Origin of the sequence: Methanospirillum sp., from assembly GCF_028679455.1 — an archaeon.
Lineage (GTDB): Archaea > Halobacteriota > Methanomicrobia > Methanomicrobiales > Methanospirillaceae > Methanospirillum.
In genome coordinates, this window is sequence record NZ_JAJRBM010000074.1 from 1 (window position 1) to 14,647 (window position 14,647).

A 14,647-nucleotide genomic window follows, 5' to 3' on the forward strand; every position below is an offset into this window, starting at 1 on the left:
ACGGCAGTTCAGGATCCATCCAGTTGTACTATCAGGAGTATGCCTGAAGCAGCCTTAAAAACAGAAAAAGTTGATTATACTCTCGCACCGGTAGCATTGAAAAAATTGATTCTTGAATTTTCTAAATCAGGCCTTACGTAGGTTAAACACTTCCATTTCTTTGTGCATATTTGCGACTGCTTCATTGATCAGGTCGATGATTTCGGTAATCTGGGATACCACTGCCAATGCCTCTTAACTGGTAGCTGAAGAGTGGGTTTCATCATCTGCCGTCTTTTTCACGAGCATACTCATTTCGTTTGCACTTGCGGTAATTTCTTCAAATGAGGCTGCCTGCTGCTCGGTTGCCCTGGCTATGGTGAGCATCTTCTGGTTTATGGTATCAACTGATGTAGTAAGCTGGGTGAAAACTTGTAAGGTATCATTTAAGGCACGGTTCCCTTCCTGAACAGCCTTTCCTGCTGCTTCAATAGCAATCGCTGCATTATCAGATTTGCGTTCGAGCCCCTGGATCATATCAGCAATGGATTCTGCGGAGGTTCGTGATTCCTGAGCGAGAGACTTGACTTCAGATGCCACGACTGCAAACCCTCTTCCTGCATCTCCTGCACGGGCGGCTTCAATTGCAGCGTTTAAGGCCAGGAGATTTGTCTGGTTGGCAAGATCCGTAATAATATTTACAATTTTTCGGATCTGATTCATCTCACTCCGGATCTCGTTTATGATAACTTCAACTTCACTTGATGATCGGGTGATGCTCTCCATACCTTTATCGGCATTTTCTGCATGTTCAGTACCTCTCTTGGCCAGATTATTTGTATCTTCACTCAAGCGTGCAACTGCATCTGCATTACCTGATATCTCACCTACCATAATGGTAAGATCTGACATGGCCTGAAGAACCTGATCGATACCATCTTCTGATTTTGCCGCATTTGCAGATGTTTCTTCTGCATTCTGTGAGATCTCTTTTGCACCCCTGCTTACATCCTCGACTCCGAACTGGGCAGTGGAGGCATGATGGGAGAGACTGTCAACCTCTTTCATCAGGGTCGCAATAGTACCCGAGATTTCATCTCCGATATGGTCAAGGGATTTTTTAAATAATGAGAAGTCGCCGTCAGCACGAATATGGCTGTCAAAAATCTCCGCAAAATTACACTGAGCGTATTGATCAGATACCCTCATTGCTTCTTTCAGAGGCTCAACTACCGCTTCAAATGTCTGATTCATTCCAGTAACTACTCGGGAATAATCGCCCTGATGCCTGAGGGGGTCAGCCCTGACCTCAAGATCTCCTTTCACTGCTGCTTCTGACAAGAGATTTGCATCTTCAATGAGCAGGTGTATGGCGTTGATACATTGATTGAGATTATTCTTGATCTCGTTGAAATCACCCCGGTACTCATCGGTGATGATTGGTGGCAGGTCTCCTTTGCTTATCCTGTCGATATATTCAGCAGCCAGGTTGAGCGGAGCAATATAGGAATCAACCATCTTGTTGATGCCCTGTAGCATCTTTCCATTTTCACCGGGATATTTCGATGCATCCGCCCTGACATCGAGTTTTCCCTCCGTTGCAGCATCAATGAGCATCTTGATGTCTGCATTTCTCATATGGATGACATCAATGAGTGCATTGAGATTATTTTTGATCTCATTGAAATCTCCGTGATAATTTTCAGTAATCTTTGGCGGGATGTCTCCCTTGCTGATTCTATCAATATATTCAGCAGAAACGTTGATTGGTCCGATATAGGCATCAAGCATACTGTTGATACCTTCGATCATCTTCCCGTTTTCCCCCGGATACTTTGCTGAATCTGCCCTGACATCGAGTTTCCCGTCGATTGCTGCCTTGATGAGCATCTCGATGTCCTTATTTCTCATATGGACGACATCCATGAGTGCATTGAGATTATTCTTAATCTCATTGAAGTCTCCATGGTATTCTTCGGTAATGGTTGGAGGGATATCTCCCTTGCTGATTCTGTCGATATATTCTGCAGAAACGTTGATAGGTCCGATATAGGCATCAAGCATACTGTTGATGCCTTCGATCATCTTTCCGTTTTCTCCCGGATACTTTGCAGAATCTGCCCTTACATCAAGTTTTCCGGCAATTGCCGCATCAATGAGCATCTTGATGTCAGCATTCCTCATATGGATAACATCAATGAGAGCATTGAGATTATTTTTGATCTCATTGAAATCTCCATGGTAATTGTCGGTGACTTTTGGTGGAATGTCTCCTTTGCTGATTCTGTCAATGTATTCTGCAGAGACGTTGATCGGTCCGATGTATGCATCAAGCATGTGATTGATGCCATCAATCATCTTTCCGTTTTCCCCTGGATATTTGGTAGAGTCTGCCCTTACATCGAGTTTTCCATCAATTGCAGCATCAATGAGTGTCTTGATGTCAGCATTCCTCATGTGGATAACATCAATGAGTGCATTGAGGTTGTTTTTAATCTCGTTGAAGTCTCCGTGGTAGTCTTCCGTAATTTTCGGCGGAAGATCTCCTTTGCTAACCCGGTCAATGTATTCAGCAGAGACGTTGATTGGTCCGATATAGGCATCAAGCATACTGTTGATGCCATCGATCATCTTTCCGTTTTCCCCCGGATACTTTGCAGAATCTGCTCTGGCATCGAGTCTTCCGGCAATTGCCGCATCAATAAGCATCTTGATGTCTGCGTTTCGCATATGGACAACGTCGATAAGTGCGTTCAGGTTGTTTTTAATCTCGTTAAAGTCCCCGTGGTATTCTTCCGTAATTTTCGGTGGAAGATCTCCTTTGCTAACCCGGTCAATATATTCTGCAGAGACGTTGATTGGTCCGATATAGGCATCAAGCATGTGGTTGATGCCATCAATCATCTTTCCGTTCTCGCCCGGATATTTTGTTGAATCTGCTCTGGCATCGAGTTTTCCGTCAATGGCAGCATCGATGAGCAGTTTGATGTCTGCATTACGCATATGAATGACATCGATGAGTGCATTGAGGTTATTCTTAATCTCATTGAAGTCACCCCGGTAATTCTCTGTAATTTTCGGGGGTAGATCTCCTTTACTAACCCGGTCGATATATTCAGCAGACACGTTAATCGGGCCTAAATAGGAGTCAAGAATTTTGTTTATCCTGTCAATAAGGCCACCGTGATAACCGGTATATTTGGAGATATCAGCTCTGAAGTCAAGTTTGCCTTCCTGAGCGGCTGAAGCGAGTAATGAAATATCATCGTTTCGCAGATGGATTACATCAATAAGAGAGTTGAGATTATTTTTGATCTCATTGAAGTCCCCATGATAATTTTCTGTAATCCTGGGGGGTAAATCTCCCTTACTAATCCGGTCAATGTATTCAGCTGATACATTGATCGGTCCGATATATGCATCAAGCATCTCGTTGATGCCTTCGATCAACTTACCGTTTTCGCCTGAATATTTCTTGGAATCAGCTCTATAGTCAAGTTTTCCGTCTGTTGCTGCTTTTATGAGTTCAGTAATGTCCTCATTTCGCATATGGATGACATCGATAAGATTATTGAGATTATTTTTGATCTCGTTGAAATCTCCCCGGTATGGTTCAGTAATTTTCGGTGGAAGATCTCCTTTACTAACCCGGTCAATATATTCTGCAGAGACATTAATGGGTCCGATGTAGGCGTCAAGCATCTGATTGATACCCTCAATCATCTTCCCATTCTCACCGGGGTATTTCTTTGCATCAGCACGAACATCAAGCCGCCCATCGATTCCTGAATTAATGAGCATTTTAATGTCTTCATTTCGCATATGGACAACATCAATGAGTGCGTTAAGATTGTTTTTAATCTCGTTGAAGTCTCCCCGGTAGGCCTCAGTGATCCGTGGTGGCAGATCCCCTTTACTGATCCTATCGATATATTCCGCAGAAACGTTTATGGGACTGATATATGCATCAAGCATTTTGTTGATGCCTTCAATAATTTTACCGTGGTATCCTTGATATTTTGTTGAATCAGCCCGTGCATCTAGTTTTCCTTCAATTGCAGAACTGATAAGCATGTTGATATCTGTTCCCCGCATTTGCGAAACGTCAATTACACGGTTAATATCTTTTAATAATCTGGCAAGTTCTCCCTGATATTTATCTGTAACTAGCGTTTCTGGTATCTTTCCTTCTGCAAATTCAGCGAAGGCTCCTGCAGCAATCCTGACTGGAATGGTTACATCATTAAACCCGGAGTCAAGAGCCGTAATCATCTCACGGAATCCACCCTGATAGCGGACAGGATCGATGCGGGCTGATAGATCCCCGGAGCTGTAGGCTTCTGAGAACCGGTTGATATCAATTTGCATTTGTGACAAATTTTCACAAACTTTCGTGAGTTTATCGGTCACCACCCCGCGGGAACCGGGTAATCGTGGTATTTCTGGCTGAAAAGATCCTTCCAGAATAGAACCTACGGCATCAGTTATTCCTTTCTCTTCCTGGAGAAACAGATCCGTGAGTTGGTTTACCAAAGTCAGAATGCTCAGTTCGTTACCAGAGAAACGAGTAATATCGATCCGGGCATCCGAAAGTCCGGATCTTTGAAATTCAAGCAGTTTTGAAATCTCTTCATAAATTCGGCCAGAACTCTGACCTTCTTTCTCTGAAGATGTATCTTGTGGCCCCATCAGTTTCACTCCGGTACAGACAGCACGTTTGAAAATGTAACGTGATTGTGTCAGGATTATGTCCCCTCATATATTTAAATAAACTGATGGTTTTAGCCCTCTATTTTTTATATATTTTGAATATTTTCTTTAAAATCACAACAATGTTTATATATGAAGGAAAGAAGTTATTTTCCATAATTTATTTATACAATTGAAATCAACCTATGATCAACTACCTTGGAGGTAGATCGATGAAGAATAGAATTTTGAACAAAATCAGCAATCCGGGAATCAGATCCCGTATTGTGCTCCTGACTGGTATGAAGTCAGGAGGTGTGAGGGGTGACACTCTGTCTTACCTGTCATCAGTACGCTCCGTGCCTACTTCCGGGCGGAAAGACCACGGCACCTATCCATGATATCAGGTAATCTCTGAACTTCTGGATATCATCATGCTTGACCGGCATTTCTTGAAATGATGGTCAAAGCCAGCGGTCCTGAACCGGGAGTTGGGTGAAGGAGAGGAGAAGAGGCAGTATTCAAAGTTTCTCTCCTGTTAGCAATGAATAGCGAATAGCAACAAAAATTTCTAAATTTGAGGGATATAGATGAGACAAGTCGCAATTTACGGGAAAGGTGGAATCGGAAAATCCACAACCACTCAGAACACAGTTGCAGCACTCGCTGTGGCAGGCAAGAAGATCATGGTTGTCGGCTGTGACCCGAAAGCAGATTCAACACGGCTGTTGCTTCACGGTCTTTGTCAGAAGACGGTTATGGCAACGCTCCGTGACGAGGGAGATGATCTCGAACTTGATGACATCCTGAAACCCGGATTCATGGGTGTAAAATGTGTTGAGTCCGGAGGTCCTGAACCAGGTGTCGGCTGTGCAGGCCGTGGTATCATTACGTCTATCAACCTGCTTGAATCCATGGGGGCATACACCCCTGATCTTGACTACGTCTTCTACGATGTGCTCGGTGATGTGGTCTGCGGAGGATTTGCGATGCCGATTCGTGAGGGAAAGGCAGAAGAGATCTACATCGTTGCATCAGGCGAACTTATGGCTCTCTATGCAGCAAACAACATCGCAAAAGGTATTCAGAAGTACGCTGATACCGGAAAAGTCCGTCTCGGTGGAATCATCTGCAATAGCCGGAAAGTAGACAACGAATATGCCCTGCTTAAGGCGTTTGCCGAAGAACTCGGTTCACAACTGATCCATTTTGTCCCCCGTGACAACCTGGTTCAGAGGGCTGAGATTAATAAGAAGACCGTCATGGACTTTGAACCTGAGTCAAACCAGGCCCAGGAATACCAAAAACTCGCCAATGCCATCGATACGAATACGATGTTCGTCAAACCCAAACCGATGGAACAGGACCGGCTCGAAGAACTGATGATGCAGCACGGGTTCCTTGACGCTATGTAAGGAGATGGAGGGAATCATACATGTTACTCATCAGAGCTATCGTCAGACCAGAAAAGAAAGACGAAGTACTTGCCTCTCTCTCAAAGGCAGGATTTCCAGCGGCAACGGTAGTCGATGTCGTAGGTCGTGGGAAACAGAAAGGTATCAAGATGGGGGGAATGCTCTACGATGAGATTCCAAAAATCCTCATTATGGTAGCAATCCACGATGAAGAGCGTGAGAACATCATTGATGTGATCCTCAAGACCGCACGAACCGGTGAGGATGGAACCTTTGGTGATGGTAAGATCTTCATCACTCCGCTTGAAGAGGTTTATACCATCTCACGTGGCGGCAGAGGCCTTTAATCCTGGAGACGGCCCTTATGAAGGAGATAATGGCAGTCGTCAGGATGAATAAGACGAATGCAACCAAGAAGGCGCTGATCGATGCCGGGGTAGCCGGTTTTACTGCCATCAAGGTCCTTGGCAGAGGAAAACCAGTGGAAGATCCGGCAGTGATCCAGGAACGGAAGAACAAGCTCCTGGAGATGGCAGTCCATGAGAGTATCGATGCTGAAGAAGCAGAGCGGCAGGTTGTCAGTTTCCTGGACGGATCCAGACTCTTTCCCCGCAGGCTTTTCACCATACTTGCTCATGACGACGATGTTCCCCGGATCATCGAAGCCATCACCCGGGCGAACAAGACCGAGCATAATGTCGGAGACGGAACGATATTCGTGATGCCGATAGCCGATGCGGTACGGGTACGGACCGGAGAGACCGGAGAAGCAGCAATCTGGTAATACAGGATTTGATTCAGATGTCAATGAGCGAAGAAATGATGGGAGATATGCTGGAAAAATATCCGGAGAAGGTTCTCAAAAACCGGAAAAAGCATATCACCATCGTCGATACCAGTCAGGCCTGTCAGCAGATTGAGGCCAATACCCGGACTATTCCGGGTATCATTACCCAGCGTGGATGTGCCTATGCAGGATGCAAAGGTGTGGTTGTCGGTCCGATCAAAGATATGGTTCATATCGTTCACGGACCGGTAGGATGCTCCTACTATGCATGGGGAACCAGGCGTAACAAGGCACGTGCCGATGAGAATACTCCAGCTGACAAGGTCGTCTCGACCCTGTGTGTCACCACCGACATGCAGGAGAGCGACATCGTCTTTGGCGGTGAAAAAAAGCTTGCCAGGATGATCGATGAGGTTGTTGAGGCGTTTCATCCCCGTGCAATCTCTATCTGTGCGACCTGTCCGGTCGGATTGATCGGAGACGATATCGGAGCGGTGGCAAAAGCAGCACAGGACCGGCATGGCATCCAGGTACTCTCCTTCAATTGTGAAGGATACAAGGGTGTCAGTCAGTCTGCAGGTCACCACATCGCCAATAATAACCTGATGGAGCATGTCATCGGTACCGGTCCTGACCGTGATCCGAATGACAGGTATGTGATCAACATCCTCGGTGAGTATAACATCGGTGGCGACGGCTGGGAGATGGAACGGATCCTGGGAGATATCGGGTACAAGGTAAACTGTGTTCTCACGGGAGACACCAGTATCCTTGAGATTAAGAATCTTCACCAGGCTCACCTGAACCTGGTCCAGTGTCACCGGTCGATCAACTACATTGCTGAGATGATGGAGACCAAGTACGGAACTCCGTGGCTCAAAGTGAATTTCATCGGCGTTGAAGCGACCAAGAAGACTCTGCGTGAGATGGCACTTTGCTTTGGCGACGAGGCTCTGATACAGAAGACAGAGGAGATCATTGCCCGTGAGGAGGCCAGAATCATGCCGGTCATCGAACACTATCGCAAGATCTGCCAGGGCAAGACAGCGTTTGCCTTTGTCGGTGGATCACGGAGCCATCACTATATGCACCTCCTTCGGGATCTGGGCATGGAAGTGGTTGTTGCCGGGTATGAGTTCGCACACCGGGATGATTACGAAGGACGCCAGGTCATTCCGTCAATAAAGATCGATGCAGACTCCAAAAACATCCCTGAACTCCATCTGACCCCTGATGCAGAAAAGTTCCAGGAAGCCCATGTTCACCTGAACATGTCAAAGGAGAAGTTTGACGAGCTGAACAAACAGGTTCCGCTCAGTTACTACGAAGGTATGCAACCTGACATGAAAGACGGCGAGGTCATGATAGACGACTGCAACCATCACGAACTTGAGAGGATGGTTCGAACACTTCGTCCGGATCTCGTCTTCGCCGGTGTCAGGGACAAATATTTCGTACAAAAACTCGGAGTGCCGGGAAAACAGATGCACTCATACGACTACAGCGGACCATATGCCGGATTCAACGGTGCCATGAACTTTGCCCGTGATATCACCAACGCTATGACAACTCCGGCATGGAAACTGGTCACTGCCCCCTGGGAGAAACAGAACCAACAATAGGAGTGAGAGGAATGCTCGAATGTATGCCAGAAGGTGAGGTAGTTCATACGGTCGGGAAGATCAACCCGACCAAAACCTGCCAGCCTATCGGTGCAATGTATGCGGCACTGGGAATTCACCGGTGCCTCCCGCACAGCCACGGATCACAGGGTTGCTGTGCGTATCACCGGATGCATCTGACCCGTCATTTCCGTGATCCGGTCCTTGCCTCAACCAGCTCGTTCACTGAAGGAGCTTCGGTGTTCGGCGGTGCAGCAAACCTGAAGACCGCGATCAAGAATGTGTTTGAGATCTACAAACCTGACATCATCGCGGTGCACACCACCTGTCTCAGCGAGACCATCGGTGATGATCTGCCGACGATCATCAAACAGTCAGAAGTTCCGGAAGGAAAGGTCGTTATCCATGCTAATACCCCGTCATATCAGGGCTCTCACATCACGGGGTTCTCGAACATGGTCAAGGCCATGGTCACATACCTTGCTGAGCGGGACGAGGAGGCGCTCCGCAGGAAACGGGTCAATATAATCCCCGGATTTGTCAACCCCTCTGACATGCGGGAGATCAAACGGATCACCGCAAGTCTCGGGGTCGATATGACCATGTTTCCTGATACAACCAATGTGCTCGACTCTCCGCTCACCGCGAAGTACGATATGTATCCGGAAGGTGGAGCAACCGTAGAACAGATCAGGGATAGTGGAAATTCACGTCTGACTCTGGCTCTTGGAGCCTGGTCATCGAACGCTGCCGGTGCAGCACTCATGGAGAAATGCGGGGTTCCCTGCGTTCCCCTGAAGGTTCCAATCGGGCTGAAAGCAACTGATGACCTGATCATGACCATGAGGGAGAAGTTCGATGCAGTAGTGCCAGAGGATCTGACTCTTGAACGTGGTCAGGTCGTAGACACCCTCATCGACACCCACTTCCATTACCAGGGCAAGAAGGTGGCCATCTTCGGAGACCCCGATATTGTGATTCCGCTGACCGAGTTCGTGTTGACGATGGGAATGATCCCGAAGTACGTTATCACCGGAACACCGGGAAAAGCGTTCGAGGAAGAGGTCGGAGCCATGATCGAGGCAGCCGGTATCGAGGACTACATCGTCAAGGCTGAAGGAGACCTCTTTGAACTGCACCTGTGGATCAAGGAAGAGTCAGTTGATCTCCTGCTCGGAACCACCTACGGGAAATATATCGCTCGGGCTGAGGATATCCCGCTCGTCAGAGTCGGATTCCCCATCCTTGACCGGGCTGTTCATCCCCTGATGCCTATAACCGGGTATCGCGGATGTCTGCGGCTCATCGAGATGATCAGCAACGCCCTCCTTGAACGCCGGGATCGCGATTGCCTGGATGAAGATTACGAACTTGTACTCTGAACCCAAATATTCATTTGGACATCAGGTATCTCACATAACTTAAATCGGTGAATATTATGGAGCATGATTGTTCGCTTGCTTCCGGTGGTACCGGGTGCATAAGTGAACGCCAGAACTCCATCATTACCACAGGGAAGAACAAAAGCCGCATTCATTGCGCAGATGATAGTCTGGCCGGAGCGGTCAGTCAACGAGCCTGCGTATTCTGCGGAGCACGGGTGGTTCTCAATCCGATCACGGATGCAATCCATCTGGTCCACGGTCCGATCGGCTGTGCCACGTACACCTGGGACATTCGGGGAAGTCTCTCCAGTGATTCAGAGATGTACAGGCATAGTTTTTCCACCGACTTGAAAGAGAAGGACGTGGTTTTTGGTGGCGAACCAAAACTGGCTGCCTGTATCGACGAAGTGATATCCAAATACCATCCCCCGGCAGTGTTTGTGTACTCGACCTGTGTGGTCGGGATGATCGGCGATGATATCATTGCGGTCTGCAAAGATGCATCCGAGCGGCATGGAATTGATATCATTCCGGTGGAATCTTCTGGATTCCTGTCAGGAAACAAGATCGTCGGGTACCGGGCTGCAGCAGAAGCCCTGATGAAACTGATCCGGCCAAAACCTGGTGAGGTTATCGAAAAGACACGAAAACTCAACTTCCTTGGAGAATACAACCTGGGAGGAGAGAAGTGGCTGATCGAACGGTATCTGAATGAGATCGGGATTGAGGTCAATGTCGCCTTTACCGGAGATTCAACCGTCGCTGCCCTGAAAAGGGCTCCGGGATCCTGTCTGAACATCGTGCAATGCACCGGGTCTATGCACTGGGTGGCTACGAACCTGGAAAAGGAGTATGGCATCCCGTACCTGGATGTAAACTTCTTCGGAGCAGAGAATACTGCAGACAGCCTGCGAAGGATTGCCGCATTCTACGGAGATCCGGAGATCATCAGACGGGCCGAATCACTCATCGAACGTGAGATGAACCGGATTACCCCGATCATTGCCAGATACCGGAAGAAACTGACAGGAAAGCGGACTGCCATCTATGTCGGCGGGGCATTCAAGGCAGTTGCCCTGATCAGGCAGATGAAAGATCTCGGGATGGAAGTCGTGGTCACCGGCACCCAGACCGGCAAACAGGAAGAGTACGATACGATCAGCGGCCTTCTCAGTGAAGGAGCGATCGTGGTGGATGATGCCAATCCGGCAGAGATCGAACGGTTCCTGCTTGACCTGAAGGTCGATGTCATGGCCGGCGGGGTCAAGGAACGGGTTCTGGCGTACAAACTCGGAATCGGGTTTGTAGACCATAACCATGAGCGTAAAGAATGTCTGGCCGGATTTGACGGGGCAGTCACGTTCGCCCGTGAGGTGTACATCACCACCTGTTCTCCGGTGTGGAAACATCTGAAAGCAAGTATCGGAGGTGAGGAACTATGACAAACAAGCCTGCTAACAGCACGTTGCGGGTAAAAGAGGTCAACGAGAACCAGTGCCATATGTGTATGCCGCTCGGAGGCGTTATCGCATTCAAAGGTATCGAAGGAGCAATGGTGCTCGTGCATGGTTCCCAGGGCTGCAGTACGTACATGCGTCTTGCAAACGTGGAGCATTTCCATGAGCCCGTCGATATCGCTTCATCCTCGCTGAATGAGAAACAGACGATCCTTGGCGGTGAGAAGAACCTGAACAAGGCACTTGATAATGTGCTCCGGGTGTACCAGCCTACGATGCTTGGCATTCTCACCACCTGCCTGGCCGAGACGATGGGTGAGGATATGGACCGGATGATCCGGGCATATCTCCAGGAACACCCGAATCTCGGGGTTGAGATCATTTCGGTCGCCACCCCAAGTTACAGGGGCACTCACTCGGAAGGTTTCTGGGCAACGACCCGTGCCATAATTGCTCATTATGCCCGGGTCTGCGAGTCGCATAATCGGATCAATGTGATCATACCCAATATCAGTCCTGCTGATATCAGGGAGATCAAACGGATCATGGGACTCTTTGGTGTTGAATACACTCTGATTCCCGACTTCTCGATGACCCTTGACCGGCCGTACGGTGGCAGGTACCAGAAGATCCCTACCGGAGGAACCAGTCCTGCTGATGTCTCCCGGATGCCTGGTGCACCGGTTACGATCCAGTTTGGTCTGACCTGTCCCGATGCTTTGTCGCCAGGGTTATACCTGGAGCAGCAGTTCGGAGTCCGGCTCATCAACCTCCCTATCCCCATAGGGGTTGATAATGTGGACCAGTTCATCGCAGCATTATCCCATATCTGTGGAAAGCCGGTTCCGGAGCAACTGACCCTTGAACGTGGCTGGCTTCTGGATGGGATGGCTGATGCACACAAATATAATGCAGAGGGAAGGCCGGCCATCTATGGTGAGCCCGAGATGGTATATGCCCTGACCGGTGTCTGTATTGAGAACGGTGCCGAACCGGTGGTAATTGCGAGCGGTTCACCGCATAGCAAGCTGAAAGATCTCGTCAGGCCGATGGTATCAGATCTGGCTGAGCAGCCGTTTCTCATCGAGGAGGCCGATTTTGCATCCATTGAGCATGCAGCCGTCTCGGCCGGAGCTACGATCGGTGTCGGCCATTCAGGTGGGAAATTTCTGACCGAACGACATGGAATTCCGGTAACCAGGGTAGGTTACCCCATTCATGACCGGATTGGCGGACAACGGATCTTCTCAGCCGGATATGCCGGAACCCTGGCATTCCTTGACCGGTTCACCAATACCCTGCTTGAGCAGAAATACGGCTCATACCGGGAGAAGAAGAAAGACGAAATGGCCCTGAACAGGGTGATGTAAATGCAAAAACCAACCCACCACATATTTATCTGCACGAGTTCACGACCCACCGGACAGCAGAAAGGATTCTGTCACACCAAAGAAGGCGTTGATGTGATGGCGAAGTTTATGGAAGAGATTGAGGAACGTGATCTAGGTGGTGACGTGTTTGTCACCAATACCGGATGTTTCGGGATCTGTGAGAAAGGACCAATTGTTGTGGTCTATCCCGATAATATCTGGTATGGATCCGTTGGACCTGATGATGTGGAAGAGATCATGGAATCACATATCGAAGGTGGTACAGTCGTGGAGCGACTGGTACTCTAAGGAGACAGTATGATCCCCGAGATTGCAGCAATGCTTGATCAGGAAGGGGGTACTACCACCCTTACGGGTCCTGGTGAGGTCATTGTCTACTCCAAGGTTCAATCCTCCTGGGAACCGGTCCGAAAGCTGCCATTCTCTCTGGATCCGAATCAGGGTCTTGCCCAGCTTCGGCTGAAGATGGGGGAACTGGTTGCATTTTTCGGTGATTGCAGGATCTTTGTGACCAAAGCTGCCAGCGGGGCAATCTTCTTTGAACTGGAGAAGGTACGGTGCACGGTCTGGGAGATATCAGGCAGGCCTGAAGAATTTCTGGAGCAGGTCTGGAAGGAAGAAGAGCAGGACTCAGTTCCTCAATCAGGCACGGTGGATATTCCGGTTCCGGTAGAGATTGCTCCCGGAAAATACTACCTGTCCATAAAAGAGATCCAGGGAAAACGCCCCGAAGTAAGCAGCAAACAGGTACTTCAAAAGTTTATCAAAACAGGAGTCTATCAGCAGCTCGAAGTGATCTGCGATCATATTCCTCCGTGGATTGCCCTGGAATCTACCTGCTGCGGCTTCACCATGCAGAGCGAACGATTAGAACCTGACGAGGTGAAATTAGTACTGACAAAGAACTCAGCCGAGAGCAGCGGGAGTGCATAAAAAGAGTTCCATACCACTCATACCTATACCGAAATATCATACCTTCTACACTTTCGGGAGAGCGAAATGCTCTCTCAATTTCTCTGAATTGTATCATAGAATGAGTATCGTAGTTATTTCATATCAACAGCAGATCAGAATCTGGCTTGAACTGTTTAGATCGCACAAAATGAACGAGTAGACCTCAAATATTAGGATTTTTCATGCATATCTATTCACTTGAACATGATTATGACGATAAACCGGTTTTTATTTCCAGATGGCTTGAACTGCATAATTACACGCTCACTCACATACGGCTCTATAAAGGAGATCCGCTTCCGGATCCGGATCTAGTAGATCTTCTCATTATCATGGGTGGTGCCATGAATATTTATGAGGAATCAACGTATCCGTGGCTCGTACCCGAAAAGGTATTCATTCGAAAGGTAATTGATTCAGGAACACCGGTTCTCGGAATTTGTCTGGGTGGGCAACTTATTGCGTCAGTCCTTGGAGGTACGGTGACCAGATCTGAAACCCCCGAATTCGGATGGCATTCTATCAGACGTGTTTCAGGAGTCACCGCTACATCGCTCCATCACGCAACGATAACCGGAGTTGATCTCTTTCCTGATAGTCTCACTGTTTTTCAATGGCATCATGATACATTCAGTATACCAACCGGTGCAGTACATCTGTATGCTTCAGAAACCTGTGGGAACCAGGCGTTTCTGTATGGTTCCCGGGTAATTGGCCTCCAGTTCCATCCCGAGATGGATGATTCAACAATCAGGAAATTTATCAATCAGTCTAAAGGAGATATGACTGAACATGGTCTTCTTCCGATACATGATGATACTCTGTCCCGGATTCAACTGTTCTCCATCGGAAATGAATTTGTATCAGGTCTCTTGCAGTATCTCACGAGTTTTTCCGGTATAATACAAATTGACAAAATACCTCTTTTAGATTTTATTTTTGAAGATTAATTGCTGCGCGTTGAATAT

11 protein-coding genes are annotated in these 14,647 nt (G+C 48.1%); 10 read left to right on the top strand and 1 reads right to left on the bottom strand.

Going from position 1 to position 14,647, the window contains the following annotated elements; genetic code table 11:
* Positions 1-234 precede the first annotated feature (234 nt).
* Positions 235-4,668, bottom strand: coding sequence for a methyl-accepting chemotaxis protein (locus LUQ50_RS02340; protein WP_300035592.1), 4,434 nt, complete (start codon positions 4,666-4,668; stop codon positions 235-237).
* Positions 4,669-5,258: 590 nt separating this feature from the next.
* Between LUQ50_RS02340 and nifH the strand changes: the two genes are divergently transcribed.
* From nifH to LUQ50_RS02390, 10 genes are all read left to right on the top strand, one after another.
* Positions 5,259-6,083 (top strand): nitrogenase iron protein, encoded by an 825-nt coding sequence (gene nifH, locus LUQ50_RS02345; protein ID WP_300035595.1) that lies wholly within the window; start codon positions 5,259-5,261, stop codon positions 6,081-6,083.
* Between the two features lie 20 nt (positions 6,084-6,103).
* Positions 6,104-6,430 (top strand): P-II family nitrogen regulator, encoded by a 327-nt coding sequence (locus tag LUQ50_RS02350; RefSeq protein WP_300035598.1) that lies wholly within the window; start codon positions 6,104-6,106, stop codon positions 6,428-6,430.
* A gap of 17 nt (positions 6,431-6,447) precedes the next feature.
* On the top strand, positions 6,448-6,867 hold the full coding sequence (locus tag LUQ50_RS02355; protein ID WP_300035600.1) for a P-II family nitrogen regulator: 420 nt from the start codon (positions 6,448-6,450) through the stop codon (positions 6,865-6,867).
* 23 nt (positions 6,868-6,890) lie between these two features.
* Positions 6,891-8,492, top strand: coding sequence for a nitrogenase molybdenum-iron protein alpha chain (nifD, locus tag LUQ50_RS02360; protein WP_300035603.1), 1,602 nt, complete (start codon positions 6,891-6,893; stop codon positions 8,490-8,492).
* Positions 8,493-8,515: 23 nt separating this feature from the next.
* Positions 8,516-9,874, top strand: coding sequence for a nitrogenase component 1 (locus LUQ50_RS02365; RefSeq protein ID WP_300035605.1), 1,359 nt, complete (start codon positions 8,516-8,518; stop codon positions 9,872-9,874).
* A gap of 56 nt (positions 9,875-9,930) precedes the next feature.
* On the top strand, positions 9,931-11,319 hold the full coding sequence (gene nifE / locus LUQ50_RS02370) for a nitrogenase iron-molybdenum cofactor biosynthesis protein NifE (RefSeq protein ID WP_300035608.1): 1,389 nt from the start codon (positions 9,931-9,933) through the stop codon (positions 11,317-11,319).
* Positions 11,316-12,704: a nitrogenase component 1 gene (locus tag LUQ50_RS02375; RefSeq protein WP_300035612.1), complete on the top strand. Its 1,389-nt coding sequence runs from the start codon at positions 11,316-11,318 to the stop codon at positions 12,702-12,704. The genes nifE and LUQ50_RS02375 overlap by 4 nt, the downstream gene beginning before the upstream one ends.
* On the top strand, positions 12,705-13,013 hold the full coding sequence (locus LUQ50_RS02380) for a 2Fe-2S ferredoxin (protein ID WP_300035615.1): 309 nt from the start codon (positions 12,705-12,707) through the stop codon (positions 13,011-13,013).
* A gap of 9 nt (positions 13,014-13,022) precedes the next feature.
* Entirely contained in the window at positions 13,023-13,658 is a 636-nt protein-coding gene (locus LUQ50_RS02385) for a Fe-only nitrogenase accessory AnfO family protein (protein ID WP_300035618.1), read from the top strand.
* A 203-nt stretch (positions 13,659-13,861) separates the two neighbouring features.
* On the top strand, positions 13,862-14,629 hold the full coding sequence (locus LUQ50_RS02390) for a type 1 glutamine amidotransferase (protein ID WP_300035621.1): 768 nt from the start codon (positions 13,862-13,864) through the stop codon (positions 14,627-14,629).
* Positions 14,630-14,647: the final 18 nt, after the last annotated feature.